We start from the raw sequence: 15,892 nt of genomic DNA, 5'->3' as shown, positions 1-15,892 counted from the left end.
GCGCGCGAGCGCGCGGCCCCGAACCTGAACAGCGCGGTACTGACGGAGACAACCATGGCGAGCCAGAACGTCCACACCTTCACCGCGGAGAACTTCGAGTCCGAGGTCCTCCAATCTCCCATCCCCGTGCTCGTCGATTTCACGGCCACCTGGTGCGGACCCTGCAAGGCGCTCGCGCCGTTCGTCGAGAAGCTCGCGAACGAATTCCAGGGCAAGGTGAAGGTCGGCAAGCTCGACATCGACGCGGCGCCCAAGCTGGCTCAGGGCTACGGCGTGCGCTCCGTCCCGACGTGCATCCTGTTCGAGGGCGGCAACAAGGTGAAGCAGCAGGTCGGGCTCACGACCTACGAGAAGCTCGCCCAGCTCGTGAGCGCTCCGTAGTCACGAAGCCGGGCGCCGCCCCGCGGCCCGCGCGACCTCCTGCGAGCGCCTCCTTGCTCGGCCGCGCGCCGCACCCTACGGAACGCTTGGCTCGACCGGACGCTTCACCGCCCGATCGAGCGCCTCGTTCAACCAGCCGAATCGCGATGCACCGGCGCGCGCGACGCCCCCGGCGAGAGGCCCCTCTCGTCGCCCGCGGCGCGCGCGCTGAGGCTTTGCTTGACCGTCGCGCGCGAGGTGACTACGTATCGCGCCCGGCCACTTTCCCAGGAGTTCGTGATGGCGACGAAGATCGCAATTAACGGTTTTGGACGCATCGGACGCTGCATTGTCCGCGCGCTCGTCGAGCGTGGCGTGAAGGATCTCGAGCTGGTCGCCATCAACGACCTGACGGATCCGAAGACCCTCGCTCACCTCTTCCAGTACGACTCGATCCACCGCGAGTTCAAGGCGGCGAAGGTCGGCGCCGGCGACAAGTACATCAGCATCGGCGATCAGAAGATCGAGGTCCTCGCGCTGAAGGATCCGGCCGAGCTGCCGTGGAAGAGCCTCGGCGTCGACATCGTCCTCGAGTGCACGGGCCTCTTCACGGACAAGGCGAAGGCCGCGGGCCACCTGAACGCGGGCGCCAAGCGCGTGATCATCAGCGCGCCGGCCAAGGGCCACGACCTCACGGTCGTCATGGGCGTGAACGACGAGCTCTACGACGCGCAGAAGCACACGGTGATCTCGTGCGGCTCCTGTACGACGAACTGCCTCGCCCCCATCGCCAAGGTGATGCTCGACAACTTCGGCATCGTCCGCGGCCTGATGACGACGGTCCACTCGTACACGAACGACCAGCACCTGCTCGACATCCCGCACCGCAAGGGCGACCTGCGCCGCGCCCGCGCCGCCGCGGTCAACATGATCCCCTCGAGCACCGGCGCCGCGAAGGCGCTCTCCGAGGTCATCCCGGCCCTCAAGGGCAAGTTCGACGGGCTCGCGATCCGCGTCCCCACGGTCGACGTCTCGCTCGTGGATCTCACCCTCGAGACCGAGAAGCCGATCACGAAGGAGAGCATCCACGCCGCGATGAAGCAGGCCGCCGACCAGGGTCCGATGAAGGACATCCTCAACTACACGGAGCGGGAGCTCGTCTCCGGCGACTTCATCGGCTCGCCCGCGTCCAGCACGTTCGACGCCACCATGACGTCGGTCCTGGGCGATCGCTTCGCGAAGATCTTCTCGTGGTACGACAACGAGTGGGGCTTCTCGAACCGCATGATCGACCTCGCGCAGCTCGTGGCGAAGAAGGGCGTGTAGCGCCGTGAAGCTCACCGGAATCCGCTCCGTCGAGGACCTTGCCCAGGCCGGCGACGCCGCCGGCCTCAGCGGCAAGCGCGTCTTCATCCGCGTCGACTTCAACGTCCCGCTCGACAAGAAGACGGGCAAGATCACGGACGACTCGCGCATCCGCGAGGCGATCCCGACGATCAAGCTCGTCATGGAGGCGGGCGCGAAGGTGATCCTCGCGTCGCACCTCGGCCGCCCGAAGCCGGGCAAGACCGAGGGGCTCTCGTTGGAGCCGTGCGGGGGGCGGCTCAGTGAGCTCACCGGCTACGAGGTCCACCTGCCGGACGACTGTGTCGGCGACTCGCCCAAGAAGGTCATCTACGACCTCCGGGCGGGTCAGATCTGCCTGCTCGAGAACCTCCGCTTCCACCCGGAAGAGGAGCAGGACGACGAGGCGTTCGCGCGCCAGCTCGCCGAGCTCTGCGACGTCTACGTCGACGACGCCTTCGGCGCCGTGCACCGCGCCCACGCGTCGGTGCACGCGCTGCCGCGGCTCATGCGCGAGCGCGCCGCCGGCCTCCTCCTGCAGAAGGAGCTGAAGGCGCTGAGCCGGCTCGTCGATCGCCCGGAGAAGCCGTACGTCGCCGTCCTCGGCGGCGCCAAGGTCTCGGACAAGATCGACGTCGTCGAGGCGCTCCTCAACGTGGTCGACACCCTGTGCATCGGCGGCGCGATGGCGAACACCTTCCTCGCCGCGCAGGGCAAGAACGTGCAGAAGAGCCGGATCGAGGAGGACAAGCTCCCGCTCGCGCGCACGATCATGAGCAAGGCGCGCGACAGGGGCATCCAGCTCCTCTTGCCCGTCGACGTGGTCGTCGCCTCGGGCATCGACGCGACGCAGGGCGACTCCGCGTCGGCCGACGCGATCCCCGAGGGCACGATGGCGCTCGACATCGGGCCGCGCTCGGTCGAGCTCTTCGGCAAGGCGATCGAGAGGGCGAAGACGGTGTTCTGGAACGGCCCGATGGGCCTCTTCGAGACGCCGGCCTTCTCCAAGGGCACGTTCGACGTCGCGCGCATCATGAGCAACGCGTCCGGGTTCACCGTGGTCGGCGGCGGCGACAGCGCGGCGGCGGTCAAGGTGGCCGGCGAGGAGATCGCCCGCGGCTTCAACCACATCTCGACCGGCGGCGGCGCTTCGCTCGAGCTCATCGAGGGCAAGCGGCTGCCGGGCGTCGAGGCGCTCCGGTTGTCCGAGGTGAGCGAGTGAAGCCCGTGAACGACGGGGGAACGCCCGAAGGCACGGGCGCCGCCCCGGGGGCGGCCTCGCGTCGTCCGCTCATCGCCGGCAACTGGAAGATGAACGCCGGGGGGCAGGACGCCTGTCCCCTGGCCGCGGCCGTCGCCAAGGCGACCCGCGAGCTCACCCGCGCCGAGGTGGTGGTCGCCCCGCCGTTCACGGCGATCGCCGCCGTGGCGCACGAGCTCGCGGAGGCGAAGAGCGAGGTCGGCATCGCGGCGCAGAACATGAGCGCGGAGCTCTCCGGGGCGTTCACCGGCGAGATCTCCTCGGGCATGCTCAAGGACGCCGGCGCGACCTGGGTCATCCTCGGCCACAGCGAGCGGCGGCAGCTCTTCGCCGAGACGGACGAGTCGGTCGCCCGGAAGGTCGCCTCGGCGGTCGCCGCCGAGCTGCGGCCCATCGTCTGCGTCGGCGAGACGCTCGAGGAGCGTGAGGCGGGCGACACGCTCGCCGTTGTCGAGCGCCAGGTCCGCGCTTTCCTCGACGAGCTCGCGAAGCAGCCCGGCTTCGGCGTCATCGCCTACGAGCCGGTCTGGGCGATCGGGACGGGCAAGGTCGCGCGCGCCGAGGACGCCCAGGAGGTGCACGCGTTCATCCGCGGCCTCCTCGCGAAGGCCTCGGAGGACCTCGCTTCCGTCACGCGCATCCTCTACGGCGGCAGCGTCAAGGCCGACAACGCCGAGGGGCTGCTCGCCCAGGACGACATCGACGGCGCGCTTGTCGGCGGGGCCTCGCTCGACGCCGCCGGCTTCGCCAAGATCGTCGACGCCGCGCACCGACTGGCGGAGCGCGCGGAACAGGGGTAGATCGCGGGCCGCTCCCGCCTCACCGCGGGAGCGCCGGCCTGCCCTCCAGCCGAGGTTGCCCCGGGCCCGCCGCGCGGGCCGGAATCTCCCAGCAGAAAGACGCCGATGCTTCACACGCTACTCAACATCGTGCACGTGTTCGTCTGCCTGTTCCTGATCCTCGTCGTGCTCCTCCAGCAGGGGCGCGGGGGCGGGATGGGCTCGGCCATGGGCGGCGCCACGGCGCAGGTGTTCGGCGGCCGCGGCGCGGGCAACTTCATGACCCGCCTCACGGCCGTCTGCGCCGCCGTGTTCATGACGACGAGCGTGTCGCTCGCCTACCTCTCGTCGGCGGGCGATCGCGCGCTGCGCGAGTTCGAGCGGTCCCAGGAGAAGTAGGCCCGCGTGCTGCAGCCCGCTCCCGCGCCGGGGAGGGAAGCGGGCGGGGCGCTCGACGCGGGGGCGTCCGTGGGGGGGGCACCGGCCTCCGCCGCCCCGTTCGCGCGCGACCTGGCCTTCGTCGCCCTCGCGAAGGCGGCTGTCTCCGCGCTGGTCCTCGCGCTCGGCTTCCGGGCCGTCAGCGACGACGACTTCGCGCGCGTGGTCCTCGCGCAGGCGTGGGCCCACGCGCCCCGGCTCGACCCGACCGGGACGAGCTGGCTCCCTGTCCCTTTCTGGCTCAACGGCGCGCTCTTCCTCCTCTTCTCGTCGACCCTGGAGGTCGCCCGCGCCGTCGCGTTCGCGCTCGGCGTCGCGTCGGCCGCGCTCGTCTACATCTCCGCGCGCTGGATCACCGGCGACCGCCGCGCCGCGCTCGCCGGCGCGCTGCTCGCCGGCGCGTTCCCCTGGAGCGCGTGCCTTGGCGTGGCGACCGTCCCCGAGCTGCCGGCCGCGGCCCTCTCGCTGTTCGCGGTGGCGTCGCTCGTCACGCAGCCGGCCGGGCCCGCGCCGCCCGCCGGGCGCGCCCTCCTCGGCGCGCTCGCGCTCGTGCTCGCCACGTTGTCCCGCTACGAGCCCTGGCCGGTCGCCGTCGTCTTCGCTGCGCTGGCGCTGCTCGCGGCGGCCCGCCTCGGCCAGGGCCGCGCCGCGAAGGCGAAGCTCGCGATCGCGGCGCTCGTCGCCCTCGCCGGGCCCGCGGCGTGGATCGCGTGGAACCGCGTCGCCCACGGCGAGGCGCTGCACTTCCTGGCCCGCGTCGCCGCCTACCGCAACGCGGTCAGCCCCGGCGGCGATGGCACCCTGCTGCGGCTCTTCGCGTACCCTGCCGCGATGGTCCGCGAGGAGCCGGAGCTCTTCCTGAGCCCCATCGCCATCGCCCTCGTCGCCTGGCGCGCCCGCCGCGCCGCCGCGCGCGGGGGGCGGGCGCCTCGCCCGTTCCCGCCGCTCCTCCGCGCGGCGCTGCCCTACGCGCTCCCCGGCGCGGTCGCTGCCTTCCAGATCGCGGCGCTCTCGCTCGCCCTCGTGCGCGACGGCGCCCCCACGCATCACCCCGAGCGCGCCACCCTCCTCGCGCTGCTCCTTTTCGCGCTCGCCGTCGGGGATCTCACCGCGCGCGCGTTCCGCGGCGCCTCGAGCGGGGCGCGGTGGGCGCTCGGAGGCGCGCTGCTGGTGGTGCTCTGCGTCGGGCTCGTTTTCCGGCCCCACCTGCGCCGCGAGCATTTCAACCCGCGCACCGACGAGGTCGCGATCGGCCGCGCCGCCGCGGAGCTCACGCCCCCCTCCGCGCCGGTCCTCGTCGAGGTCGTCGACTATGGCCACCTCGCCACGCTCGCCGCGCTGGGCCGCCCCGGGGGCGCGCACCCGGATCGCTCGATCGACCCTCGCGATCCGCCGGTCGGGTCGAGCTTCGACGACCCTGCGTCGCTCGCGCGCCGCGTCGCCGATGTGGGGGCGGCCTACCTCATCGGGCGCGTCAGGCCCTCTGTGAGCGCCTTCGCCGGCCCGCCGCTCGAGACGCGCGGCGCCTGGGGGCTCTGGGCCGCGCCTGCGGCATCGACGCGCGCCGCGCCGCCGACCGGGCCGGCAGAGGGCGCCCCGGGCCGTGCGCCGTCCGCGGAGGCAGCGCCATGAGCCAGCCCGGGAGGCCTTTCTTCGCGCACGCGTCGGCGTGCATCGACGAGCCCTGCGACATCGGCGAGGGCACGAAGATCTGGCACTTCTGCCATGTCTCCGCGGGCGCGCGGATCGGCCGTGCCTGCGTCCTCGGGCAGAACGTCTTCGTCGCGGGCAGCGCCGTCATCGGGGACGGCGTCCGGATCCAGAACAACGTGTCGGTCTATGACGGCACCCTCGTCGAGGACGACGTGTTCCTCGGCCCGTCCGCCGTGCTCACCAACGTCATCAACCCGCGCGCGCAGATCGACCGCCGCGCCTTCCTCGACAGGACGCGCATCCGCCGCGGCGCCACGGTGGGCGCCAACGCCACCGTCGTCTGCGGCGTCACGATCGGGCGCCACGCCTTCGTCGGCGCCGGCGCCGTGGTCACCCGCGACGTCCCCGATTACGCGCTCGTCACCGGCATACCGGCCCGGCGCGCCGGCTGGATGAGCCGCCACGGCCACAAGCTCGTCGCCTCGAGCGACGGCCTGATGCGCTGCCCTGAGACCAGCTACCGCTACGAGCGTCGCGGCGACGTCGTCCGCTGCCTCGACCTCGACGAGGACGCGCCGCTCCCCGCGCCGCGCGCCGCGGCCGCGCGCCGCTACCGCGACCTCCCCGCGGCGGAGGACACCGACGAATGACGTTGCCGCCCGTTCCCTTCTTCGACCGCGCCCGCGGCGATCTCGCCATGCAGGACGAGCTCTCCGCCGTGTTCCATTCGGTCATCCGCAGGGGCCAGTACATCCTCGGGCCGGAGGTCGACGCCTTCGAGTCGGCGTGCGCCGCGTACCTCGGCGTCCGGCACGCCATCGGCGTCTCGTCCGGCACCGACGCGCTGCTCGTCGCGCTGATGGCGCTCGGCATCGGCGCGGGCGACGAGGTGGTGTGCCCCGCGTACACGTTCTTCGCGACCGCGGGCGCCGTCCACCGCACCGGCGCGCGGCCGGTCTTCGCGGACGTGCTCCCTGGCTCGTTCAACGTGGATCCCGCCTCGGTGGCGCGCGCCCTGACCGAGCGCACCCGGGCCGTCATCGCGGTCCACCTCTTCGGCGACTGCGCCCCGATGGACGAGCTCCTCGCGGTTGCGCGCGGCCGCGGGCTGCCGGTCATCGAGGACGCGGCCCAGGCCTTCGGCGCCGAGCGCGCGGGCCGCCGCGCGGGCGCGCTCGGGCTCATGGGGTGCTTCTCGTTCTTCCCGACCAAGAACCTCGGCGGCTTCGGCGACGGCGGGCTCGTGACCACCGACCGCGACGATCTGGCCGAGCGCGTCCGGTCGCTGCGCGCCCAGGGGGCTCCGAGGAAGCACCACCACACGCTTGTCGGCGGCAACTTCCGGCTCGACGCGCTCCAGGCGGCGCTCCTCCGGCGCAAGCTCCCGCGGCTCGGCGCGCTCCTCGGGCGGCGCCGCGGCCACGCCGCGCGGTACGCGGCGCTCCTCGGCGGGGCGGGCCTGCCCGTCGCGTTGCCTGGCGCCGGCTCCGCCGGGCACACGTTCAATCAGTACGTCATCCGCCTCGAGGACGGGTCGCGCCGCGACCCGCTGCGCAGCTTCCTCGCCGAGCGGGGCATCGGCGCCGAGGTCTACTACCCGGCGCCGCTGCACCTCCAGCCCTGCTTCGCGCCGCTCGGCCCCCCGTCCGGCTCGCTCCCGGTCGCCGAGGCCGCCGCGCGCGAGACGCTCGCGCTCCCCATCTTCCCCGAGCTCACGGACGAGGAGATCGACCGCGTGGCGGCCGCCGTCCGGTCGTTCTTCAGCTGACCGGCGGCGGTTACGCGCGTTTCGGCGGGACGGGGTACAGCTCGGCGAGGTCGTCGTTGCGCCGGAACCCGAGCGCCTCCCGGTGCACGCGCAGCTCCCAGAGCGCCTGCATTGCCGCGTCTCGCTGCCGGTTGAAGGCCGCGATCCGCGCCGTACGTTCTCCCGGGTCCGCGTCTTCGCTCCGGGCGAGCTCGTCGAGCGCCTTGCCCTGCAGCTCGAGCTCCAGCAACGCGACGTTGATCTTGTCCTCGGACTTCCCGAGCGCCGAGGCCATCTCCCGGAGGATCTCGCCGGCGAGGTCCGCAGGGCCGGAGGCGGGCAGACGCTGCCGGAGGCGGTCGAGGTAAGGGCTCCTGTGCCCCTCGCTCTTGAGCTGGTCGACGAGCTTCTTCCACGTGGGCTCGGCCATGTCGTCGCAAGCGTAGCAGCGCCTCCCCGACGCACAGCCCTCGCCCTCGACGAGCTACCACGGAGCCGGGCCGCGCGACCCGGCCTGTGCTAGACGTGCGCGCCATGAGCGTCGAGGTCGGCATCGTCGGACTGCCCAACGTGGGCAAGAGCACCCTGTTCAACGCGCTGACGGCCGCCAAGGCCGAGGCGCAGAACTACCCGTTCTGCACGATCGAGCCCAACGTCGGCGCGGTCCCTGTCCCTGACGATCGGCTCACCACGCTCGCGAAGTACATCAAGAGCGAGAAGATCATCCCCGCCATGGTGCGGGTGGTCGACATCGCCGGGCTCGTGCGCGGCGCGAGCACGGGCGAGGGGCTGGGCAACAAATTCCTCAGTCATATCCGCGAGGTGGACGCGATTCTCCACGTGGTCCGCTGCTTCACGGTCGCCGACGTTGTCCACGTCGACGGCGGCGTCGACCCGCTTCGCGATATCGACACGATCGAGACGGAGCTCATGCTGGCCGACCTCTCTTCTCTCGAGGGGATGCTGGAGCGCACGCGGAAGCAAGCGAAGGGCGACAAGGAGCTCCTGCCCAAGATCGCGCTCATGGAGCGTTGTCTGGAGGCGCTCCAGGCAGGCAAGCCCGTCCGCGGGCTCTCCTTCGACGACGAGCAGCGGAAGGTCGTGAAGACGTTCGGCCTGATCACGGCGAAGAAGGTCCTCTATGTGGCGAACGTCGACGAGTCGGACGTCTCCGGCACGGGCCCGCTCGCGTCGAAGGTGCGCGAGCGCGCGGCCTCCGAGGGCAGCGGCGTCGTGCCGGTCTGCAGCAAGCTCGAGTCGGAGCTCAACGAGCTCGCGCCCGACGAGCGCAAGGAGATGCTCGAGAGCCTCGGCATGAAGGAGCCGGCGCTCGCGACGCTCGCGCGCGAGGCCTACCGGCTCCTCGGCCTCCAGAGCTACTACACGGCGGGTCCCAAGGAGATCCGCGCCTGGACGATCCCGGTGGGGTGCACGGCGCCGCAGGCGGCGGGGGTCATCCACACCGACTTCGAGAAGGGCTTCATCCGGGCGGAGGTCTACAAGGTAGACGACCTCGTCGAGCACAGGACCGAGGCCGCCATCCGCGCCGCCGGCAAGCTGCGCGTCGAGGGCAAGACCTACATCTTCCAGGACGGCGACGTCACGCACTTCCTCTTCAACGTCTGATCAGCCTCTGAGCCGGCCGTCCGAGCTGTCCGCCGGGGCGCCCGCCGCGCCGTGGCTGCGCGCGCATGGTGGCATCGCGGTTGCTCCTCGTGGCCTGCGAGGCTCGGTGCGCTGGCGATGACCGCCGGCGTCTCGTTACCGTGTGGACGGAGGAATGGCGGTGCCCAGGGCGAGCGGGGGCGCGTCGTCGGTGCTGGTTCTTTTCTGCCTGGTGCAGGGCGCGGCGGGCTGCGACGCGATCTCGACCGAGGTTGCGCCCGGCGAGGGCTCAGCCGGCCCGACCGAGGTTACGCCTGGCGAGGGCTCGGCCGGCCCGACCGAGGTTGCGCCTGGCGAGGGCTCGGCCTCCCCGACCGAGGTTGAGGCCAAGGAGGCCTCCGCTCCGGACCCCGGCAGCGCCACCTCGAGCCCGCGTCACCGCTTGCCCGTGCCGTGCCCGCTACCGAGCGGGTTCTCGGCGGGCGCGCCCGCCCGCTTCCCGGCGGCATCCAGCCCGGCCGTCGGGCACAGGCTCTCCGCGGCGTCCGACACCGACGCCTTCGGCCGCTTCCTGCGGTCCACCGTCATGTTCTGCGGGCCCGACGAGCAACCCTATTTCCTCCGCTACCGCTACTACCTCACGGGCCCGCTCTCTGGCCGCTGGCTACGTCCGCCCCTGGCCGAGCCGCTCTGACAGCGCGAACGCCGATCTCGATCTCGATCCCGCCTCGCCGCGGCCCCACCACGCCCCTCCCGGAACCCCGGTTCGGTTTTTTTGACCCCCCGGATCCGCTCGGCTACCTCCGTGCCCTCACGAGACGAAAGGACGATCGTTTGGGCGCACTCAAAGGATCCATCTCATTCTCGAAGTTCTACGTCCGCGGCGACCTGCCGGACGGGTTCCGGGACAGGTTCGTCGAGCGCATCCAGCTCCGCGCGTTCCGACCGCTCACGGTCGAGGAGGACGCCGAGCAGCGCGCCGGGTGGTGTTCCATCGAGAACCCGCTCGATTGCGAGCTCGATCACGGCAAGATCTTCTTCAACTCCTACCTGAACCTCGGCCTCAGGACCGATCGCTGGCAGGTGCCCTCGGCCCTCTTCAAGGCGCATTTCGCCGAGGCCGAGCGCGAGCACCTCGCCAAGCGCGGGCGCGAGAAGCTCGGGCGGCGGGAGAAGGAGGAGCTCCGCGCGGTCGTGTCGCGCAAGCTCCGCGCGCAGCTCATGCCGGTGATGAAGGTCGTCGACCTCTCCTGGAACCTCGAGGCCGGCGTCGTCCGGTTCTGGAACCAGTCGCCGCGCGCGCACGAGGGGCTCGCCGAGCTCTTCGAGGACACCTTCGAGCTCGATCTCGTGCCCGAGAGCCCCTACACGGCCGCCCGGGAGCTCGGCCTCACGAGCGAGCAGCAGAGCGCCTTCGAGCTCCTCAAGCCCACCGTCTTTCACGCAGATTCCACCGCTGGAGGTGCCCTGTGGGCCTCGCCGAGCTGATCGAGCAGCGCCGCTTCGTCGGCCGTGAATTCCTGGTCTGGCTCTGGTTCGAGAGCGAGCTCTTCGAGGGCCGCTTCTCCCTGGACGCCCTCGGCGCCTGCGAGCTCTGGCTCGAGGGGCAGATCACGCTCGTCCAGGAGAAGGAGCAGAGCCGGCTCAAGGGCGCGGCGCCGAGCAACGCCCCCGAGGCCCACGAGGCCCTGCGCCAGGGCAAGCTCCCCTCGCAGGCGCGCGTGCGCGTCACCCGCGGCGAGCTCGAGTACGCCTTCCTCTTCAACGCCGACGCGTTCGCGCTCTCCGGCGTCAAGATCCCGAGCGTCGTCAAGGACGCCGCGGACGAGCAGTTCTACGAGCGCATGTACCTCATCGAGGAGCTCGAGACGCTCTTCACCGCGCTCTACGGCGAGTTCCTCGCCCTGCGCCTCTCGACCTCGTGGGAGCCGGCGGTGGCGCCGTTCCTCCGCGCCTGGGTCCGGGGCGAGCCGCTCGACGTCGCCGCCTACCAGAAGCTCAAGGCCAGGCTCGCGCCCGTCCGCGGCGCGGCGAGGTCGCGGACGACCCCGCCGCCCGCGGACGCGCCCCAGCGCGCGGCGCGCGTCGTCGCCTGAGCCCGTCGGCGCCGCGCGCGGCGAAGAAGCCGACGGGCGGCCGGCGCTCGGGCCGGCTCGCCGCGCGCCGCCGGCGCCCTCGCGCCGCTACTTCCCCTTCACCTTGCCGTGGACCTGCCTCGCCAGCGCGAGGTGCTCCCGGAGCTTCGGGAGCGTCCCGGCGGCGAAGCTCTTCAGGTCGGCGTCCTTCGCCTCCTTCGAGGCCTTCTCGAACTCCTTGATGTCATTCTCGTGGTCGTCGACCATCTCGCTGATGTACGCGCGGTCGAACTCGGCCCCTGTCTTCTTGGACAGCTCGTCGACCTTCTCGCGATGCTTCTGATCGAGCTCCTTGGGCACGAGCACGCCCTTGCGCTGCGCGAGCTCCGCGAGCCGCTTGTTCACGGCCGAGTGGTCGTCGATCATCCGCTGACCGAAGCTCTTCACGTCCGGGCTCGCGGCCCGCTGCTGCGCGAGCTGCCCGAGCCGCACCTCCACGAGCCCTCCGAGCGCCGCCTCCTCGACGAACTCCCGATCCGCCTTGCTGAGCGTGGCCTTGCCGGCCTGGGTGGTTTGCCCTCCCGTCGCGTCCTGCCCCTGTGCCGCCGTCGCGGCCGACAGGAACGCTGCGAGCATCGTCGTCAATAGAACAGGCTTGAGCATGTCATTCCCCTCCTTGCTTCGAGCGGGCGATCGCGCCGATCCTGCGGTGGCGTCGGGGCGATCGGCCTCTGCGGCCCGGCGCTTCCAGCCGAACCGCGCGCGTTGTTTGTCGTGAGCCCCCGGCGCGCCGGCAAGGGGCGAAGAGCATGGGGCGGTCCGCCCGCGCAGCGCGCTTCGCTGTCGAGCGCGCGCGCTTGATCGCCGACGCCGAACGAACGCCGAGCGAGGGGCGGAGGGGGCGGGGTTCAGGGGGGACAAGGCGGCGCGACCCACCGGGGAAATCGAGTGGATAACCCCCTCGGCGCGAGCAGCGTATCGCCGCCCATGCACCCGGAAATCACAGCGCGCGCAGATCGAGCAGAGGACTTCGCGATCGCGGCATTGCCCCTCTTCTGGTCGCTTCCGCCGGGTAGCTCGAAGCTCGTCACGCTACATGACGGATCTCGACCCGAACGATTTCTCTTCCCTGCTCGGCCTCGTGGACGTGCTTCTCCGGCCGACGACGACGGACGGCGACGCCGTGACGGTGCGCGAAGCCGGCTACCTCTTGGCGGTTTACGAGAAGCTCCTCGACCGCTGAGCGGCGCGCGGCCCGCCGTCCCACCGCGGCAGGCGGCGCCTGGTTGCAAGGCAAGATACCCAAGAACTGGGCCTCGGCCGCGCGCACCCTCTACCCTCGGCGGCTGTGGTCGGCGATTTCTTCAAGCGCCTTACGAACGGCGTCGTGTTCCTCCTCGCCGCCCTGACCTTCTTCCTCGTCCCCATCGGCAGGAAGACGGCCGCGCAGCACCTCGTCGCGATCTTCTCGACGCCGCCCGCCAGGGAGGCCGCCTCCGCCTTCGCCCACATCGCCCGCCGCATCACCACGGAGGCGCGCTCCGAGCTCGACAAGCTCCGCAATCCGCCTCCCGCGCCGCGCGAGCCGAAGCCGCCGACGGCCAAGGTGAGGCCGCCGTCCTAGGCCGGCGCAGCCCGGCGCGCCCATCCCGCTCGGCCGGGCGCGCCGACGGCTCAGCCCTTGCGCGGATCCTTCACGTTCGGGTGCTCGTTGTAGAACGCGTCGAGGCTCTCCCGGGAGATCTCCGCCTCGATGTCGCCGTCTCTCAGGATCTTCGCCTGACAGCCGAGGCGGCTCGTCGATCGCACGTCGAAGGCCTTGTCGAGGATGTCCTCCTCGTCCTCCTCGGCCTCGCTGAGGAGCTCGCGCCCCTTCGTGACGTAGACGTGGCAGGTGGAGCACGCGCAGACGCCGCCGCACGCGTCGCCCTCGGGGGCGCCCACCGCCTTCGAGGCCTGGAGGACGGTCGAGCCCACCGGGACTTCACTCTCCCACGCGCGGCCATGCGCCAGAAACCGGACCTTGACCATCAGCTCCTCCTCGCCCCCACGCCCGCCGATGCCTGGCTCACGCCGCCCGCATCGGCCGGCGCGCGGCCCGCGTCGCTCCCTGCGTGCTCGGCCAGGTGCGCGTCCACGCCCCTCGCCGCGGCGACCGTCGCCTCGACGTCCTCGACCTGCTTGCCCGCGATCGCCCGGGACACGGCGCGGTCCATCCGCCGCCCCGCCCACGCGCGCGTCGCCTCGTCGAGCGCCTCCGTGCGCGCCTGGATCAGCCCCGGCCTCTCGCCGCGGACCGCCGCGTCGAGCGCGCTCAGCGCACCCTCGATCGCCTCGCGCTCGCCCGGCCCCAGCAGGTCGGCGTCGGCGGAGAGCGCCTTGCGCGTCGCCATCGCCACGCGCTCGCCCTCGACCCGCGCCTCGACCAGCCGCCGCTTGAGCAGGTCCTCCTCCCCGTGGTCCAGCGCCGCGAGGAGCATGTTCTCCACCTCCTCGTCGGTCAGCCCGTAGCTCGGCTTGACCTCGACCTTCTGCTCGACGCCGGTCGTCAGCTCGCGGGCGGTCACGCCGAGCAGGCCGTCGGCGTCGACGCGGAACGTCACCTCGAGCCGCGCCATGCCCGCGGGCATCGGCGGGATCCCCTTCAGCACGAAGCGCGCGAGCGACCGGCAGTCGGCGGCGAGCTCCCGCTCGCCCTGCACGATGTGCAGGTCGAACCCGGTCTGGTTGTCCGCGTAGGTCGTGAAGACCTGCCGCGCCCCCGCCGGGATCGTCGTGTTCCGCGGCAAGATCTTCTCGGCGACGCCGCCCATCGTCTCGATGCCGAGCGACAGCGGCAGCACGTCGAGCAGCAGCACCTCGTCCGCGCGCTCCATCGAGCCGGCCAGGATGTCGGCCTGGATGGCCGCGCCCAGCGCGACGACCTCCTCCGGATCGATGTCCTTGAGCGGCTCCCTGCCGAACAGCTTGGCCACGTACGCGCGCACGTACGGCACGCGCGTCGCGCCGCCCACGAGGATGACGCCGTCGACGTCCCGCGCCTCCACGCCCGCGTCGCGCAGCGCGCGGCGGCAGGCGACGCCGGTGCGCTCCAGGAGCGGCGCGATCAGCGCGTCGAGCTCGTCGCGCGTGACGGTGACGACCTTCGACGCCGCGCCGCCCGCCGCCCCGGCCTCGCCGTCGCCGCCTGATCGCACCGGCAGCTCGATCTCCACCCGCTGCGCGTCGGTCAGCGCGTGCTTGATGCTGCGGGCGGTGTCCAGCGCGAGCCGCACCACCTCGGGCGTGCGCGCGGTCGCCCCCATCTCCGCGAGCAGCCGCTCCGCGAGCGCCCGGTCCATGTCGTCGCCGCCGAGCGCGCTGTCGCCCCCGGTCGACTTCACCTGGAACACCCCGTTGTCGAGCAGGAGGACGGTGACGTCGAACGTCCCGCCGCCGAGGTCGTACACCACGAACAGCCCGTTCTGCTGCTTGTCGAGCCCGTACGCGAGGGCCGCGGCCGTCGGCTCGTTGAGCAGGCGCAGCACCTCGATCCCGGCCAGCCGGCCGGCGTCCTTCGTCGCCTGCCGCTGCGCGTCGTCGAAGTAGGCCGGCACCGTGATCACCGCGCCGCCCACCGACCGGAGCTCGCGCTCGGCCGAGGCGCGGAGCTCCCTCAAGATCTCCGCCGACACCTCGACGGGCGTCACGACCTGATCCCGCACCTTGAAGCGAACGCTCTTCGCGTCCTCGGGGTCCTTCGGCTCCACGAACTCGTACGGCCCGAGCCGCCGCGTCTCCGGGTCGTTCGCGCCGCGGCCCATGAAGCGCTTCACGCTGACGATCGTCTCGCGGGGGTGGCCCTGCGCGAGCCGCTGCGCGCTGTGGCCCACGATGGCGTTGCCGCGCTCGTCGTAGTGCACAACCGACGGCACGAGGCGCTCTCCGTTGCAGTCGTCGATGATCATCGGGCGGCCGTCGCGCACGCGGGCGACGAGCGAGTTCGTCGTCCCGAGATCGATGCCGATCGGGCTTGGCCTGGCCTTGGGGTCGAAAATCTCGAGGAGGGTCATGTCTGAACCGTGAGTTCTTCTTCGATTGCGCTCACTTCATCGAGGAAGCGCCGGATGTAGCGGAGCTCGCTCACCAGGGCGAGCACGCCCTTCAGCTTCTCCGGATCGCCCCCTGCGGCCGCGAAGGCGCCCTGGATCGCGGCGAGGCTCGCCTGCTCGCGCGCCCGCATTGCCTCGCCGAGGCGCGCGACCCGCGCGCTGTCGCTCCGCTTCGCCGCCTCCGAGAGCTCCTCGCGCGACTCCATCATCTCCATGAGCAGGGCGGGGGAGGCCTTCTGCCCGGCCTCCTCGCCCCGCGCGAGCCCCGCGCGCTGGAGCAGCGCCTCGGCCCGGCGGATCGGATCCCTGAGCACGCGCAGCGCGTCGTTCGCCTCGATCGCGCGCCCCAGCGCGAGCCGCCGCTCGGCCGCGGGCGCGCCCGCGTAGCGATCCGGGTGGAGCGCGCGCGAGAGATCGCGGTGGCGCTGCTCCAGCGCGCGCAGGTCGAGGTCGAACCGAGGCTCGAGGCCCAGGGTGTCGAAGGGATCGGTCATGACGTGCTCGAAAGGAGGCGCCTCGGGGCGGGCGCGCGCGGCGGC

At 72.1% G+C, this 15,892-nt stretch carries 19 protein-coding genes; 14 read left to right on the top strand and 5 right to left on the bottom strand.

All coding sequences use genetic code 11. The annotated features are described in order from the left end of the window. Positions 1–54 precede the first annotated feature (54 nt). From trxA to WMF42_RS36225, 8 genes are all read left to right on the top strand, one after another. The gene (gene trxA, locus WMF42_RS36260; protein ID WP_061610721.1) at positions 55–381 is read left to right on the top strand and encodes a thioredoxin; all 327 of its coding nucleotides are present in this window, start codon (positions 55–57) and stop codon (positions 379–381) included. Between the two features lie 279 nt (positions 382–660). Next, complete coding sequence (gap, locus tag WMF42_RS36255) at positions 661–1,686, top strand: type I glyceraldehyde-3-phosphate dehydrogenase (protein ID WP_061610715.1); 1,026 nt, start codon at positions 661–663, stop codon at positions 1,684–1,686. Positions 1,687–1,690: 4 nt separating this feature from the next. Beyond that, positions 1,691–2,926, top strand: a complete 1,236-nt coding sequence (locus WMF42_RS36250) for a phosphoglycerate kinase (protein WP_061610714.1) — start codon at positions 1,691–1,693, stop codon at positions 2,924–2,926. Positions 2,927–2,931: 5 nt separating this feature from the next. Continuing rightward, positions 2,932–3,765, top strand: a complete 834-nt coding sequence (gene tpiA, locus WMF42_RS36245; protein ID WP_437687628.1) for a triose-phosphate isomerase — start codon at positions 2,932–2,934, stop codon at positions 3,763–3,765. A gap of 105 nt (positions 3,766–3,870) precedes the next feature. After that, positions 3,871–4,143 (top strand): preprotein translocase subunit SecG, encoded by a 273-nt coding sequence (gene secG, locus WMF42_RS36240; RefSeq protein WP_061610713.1) that lies wholly within the window; start codon positions 3,871–3,873, stop codon positions 4,141–4,143. A 6-nt stretch (positions 4,144–4,149) separates the two neighbouring features. Further along, complete coding sequence (locus tag WMF42_RS36235) at positions 4,150–5,814, top strand: glycosyltransferase family 39 protein (RefSeq protein ID WP_437687626.1); 1,665 nt, start codon at positions 4,150–4,152, stop codon at positions 5,812–5,814. After that, a complete protein-coding gene (locus WMF42_RS36230; RefSeq protein WP_437687624.1) occupies positions 5,811–6,485 on the top strand; it encodes an acyltransferase in 675 nt (224 codons plus the stop codon). Before WMF42_RS36235 ends, WMF42_RS36230 begins: the two co-directional genes overlap by 4 nt. Then, positions 6,482–7,603, top strand: coding sequence for a DegT/DnrJ/EryC1/StrS family aminotransferase (locus WMF42_RS36225; protein WP_437687622.1), 1,122 nt, complete (start codon positions 6,482–6,484; stop codon positions 7,601–7,603). Before WMF42_RS36230 ends, WMF42_RS36225 begins: the two co-directional genes overlap by 4 nt. Before the next feature lie 10 nt (positions 7,604–7,613). Here WMF42_RS36225 and WMF42_RS36220 read toward each other — a convergent pair whose 3' ends face one another. Then, positions 7,614–8,012: a hypothetical protein gene (locus WMF42_RS36220; protein WP_437687620.1), complete on the bottom strand. Its 399-nt coding sequence runs from the start codon at positions 8,010–8,012 to the stop codon at positions 7,614–7,616. Positions 8,013–8,116: 104 nt separating this feature from the next. Here WMF42_RS36220 and ychF point away from each other — a divergent pair, with 104 nt between their 5' ends. The 4 genes from ychF (at position 8,117) to WMF42_RS36200 (ending at position 11,283) form a co-directional block, all read left to right on the top strand. Next, positions 8,117–9,208: a redox-regulated ATPase YchF gene (ychF, locus tag WMF42_RS36215; protein ID WP_061610719.1), complete on the top strand. Its 1,092-nt coding sequence runs from the start codon at positions 8,117–8,119 to the stop codon at positions 9,206–9,208. Positions 9,209–9,368: 160 nt separating this feature from the next. Further along, positions 9,369–9,881 carry a hypothetical protein gene (locus tag WMF42_RS36210; protein WP_437687617.1) on the top strand — a complete coding sequence of 171 codons (513 nt, stop codon included), beginning with the start codon at positions 9,369–9,371 and terminating at the stop codon, positions 9,879–9,881. 140 nt (positions 9,882–10,021) lie between these two features. Then, positions 10,022–10,675, top strand: coding sequence for a hypothetical protein (locus WMF42_RS36205; protein ID WP_061610707.1), 654 nt, complete (start codon positions 10,022–10,024; stop codon positions 10,673–10,675). Further along, entirely contained in the window at positions 10,657–11,283 is a 627-nt protein-coding gene (locus WMF42_RS36200) for a hypothetical protein (RefSeq protein WP_437687615.1), read from the top strand. Before WMF42_RS36205 ends, WMF42_RS36200 begins: the two co-directional genes overlap by 19 nt. A gap of 87 nt (positions 11,284–11,370) precedes the next feature. Here the strand turns inward: WMF42_RS36200 and WMF42_RS36195 are convergent, their stop codons facing one another. Next, complete coding sequence (locus tag WMF42_RS36195) at positions 11,371–11,925, bottom strand: DUF4142 domain-containing protein (protein ID WP_063815899.1); 555 nt, start codon at positions 11,923–11,925, stop codon at positions 11,371–11,373. A 433-nt stretch (positions 11,926–12,358) separates the two neighbouring features. Between WMF42_RS36195 and WMF42_RS36190 the strand changes: the two genes are divergently transcribed. Together WMF42_RS36190 and WMF42_RS36185 are read left to right on the top strand one after the other, a co-directional pair. Continuing rightward, complete coding sequence (locus WMF42_RS36190; RefSeq protein WP_437687613.1) at positions 12,359–12,505, top strand: hypothetical protein; 147 nt, start codon at positions 12,359–12,361, stop codon at positions 12,503–12,505. A gap of 105 nt (positions 12,506–12,610) precedes the next feature. After that, positions 12,611–12,886, top strand: a complete 276-nt coding sequence (locus tag WMF42_RS36185) for a hypothetical protein (RefSeq protein ID WP_061610705.1) — start codon at positions 12,611–12,613, stop codon at positions 12,884–12,886. A gap of 50 nt (positions 12,887–12,936) precedes the next feature. Here the strand turns inward: WMF42_RS36185 and WMF42_RS36180 are convergent, their stop codons facing one another. From WMF42_RS36180 to hscB, 3 genes are read right to left on the bottom strand one after another with little or no spacing between them, the layout of a single operon-like run. Continuing rightward, positions 12,937–13,293, bottom strand: coding sequence for a 2Fe-2S iron-sulfur cluster-binding protein (locus tag WMF42_RS36180; protein WP_061610704.1), 357 nt, complete (start codon positions 13,291–13,293; stop codon positions 12,937–12,939). Further along, a complete protein-coding gene (gene hscA / locus WMF42_RS36175) occupies positions 13,293–15,314 on the bottom strand; it encodes a Fe-S protein assembly chaperone HscA (protein ID WP_063815898.1) in 2,022 nt (673 codons plus the stop codon). Before hscA ends, WMF42_RS36180 begins: the two co-directional genes overlap by 1 nt. After that, positions 15,311–15,847 carry a Fe-S protein assembly co-chaperone HscB gene (gene hscB, locus WMF42_RS36170; RefSeq protein WP_061610703.1) on the bottom strand — a complete coding sequence of 179 codons (537 nt, stop codon included), beginning with the start codon at positions 15,845–15,847 and terminating at the stop codon, positions 15,311–15,313. The genes hscA and hscB overlap by 4 nt, the downstream gene beginning before the upstream one ends. Positions 15,848–15,892: the final 45 nt, after the last annotated feature.

The organism is Sorangium sp. So ce176 (assembly GCF_051519835.1).
Classification (GTDB): domain Bacteria; phylum Myxococcota_A; class Polyangia; order Polyangiales; family Polyangiaceae; genus Sorangium; species Sorangium cellulosum_G.
The sequence above is the reverse complement of the archived record's forward strand: the minus strand, read 5'-3'. Positions and strand labels throughout refer to the sequence as shown.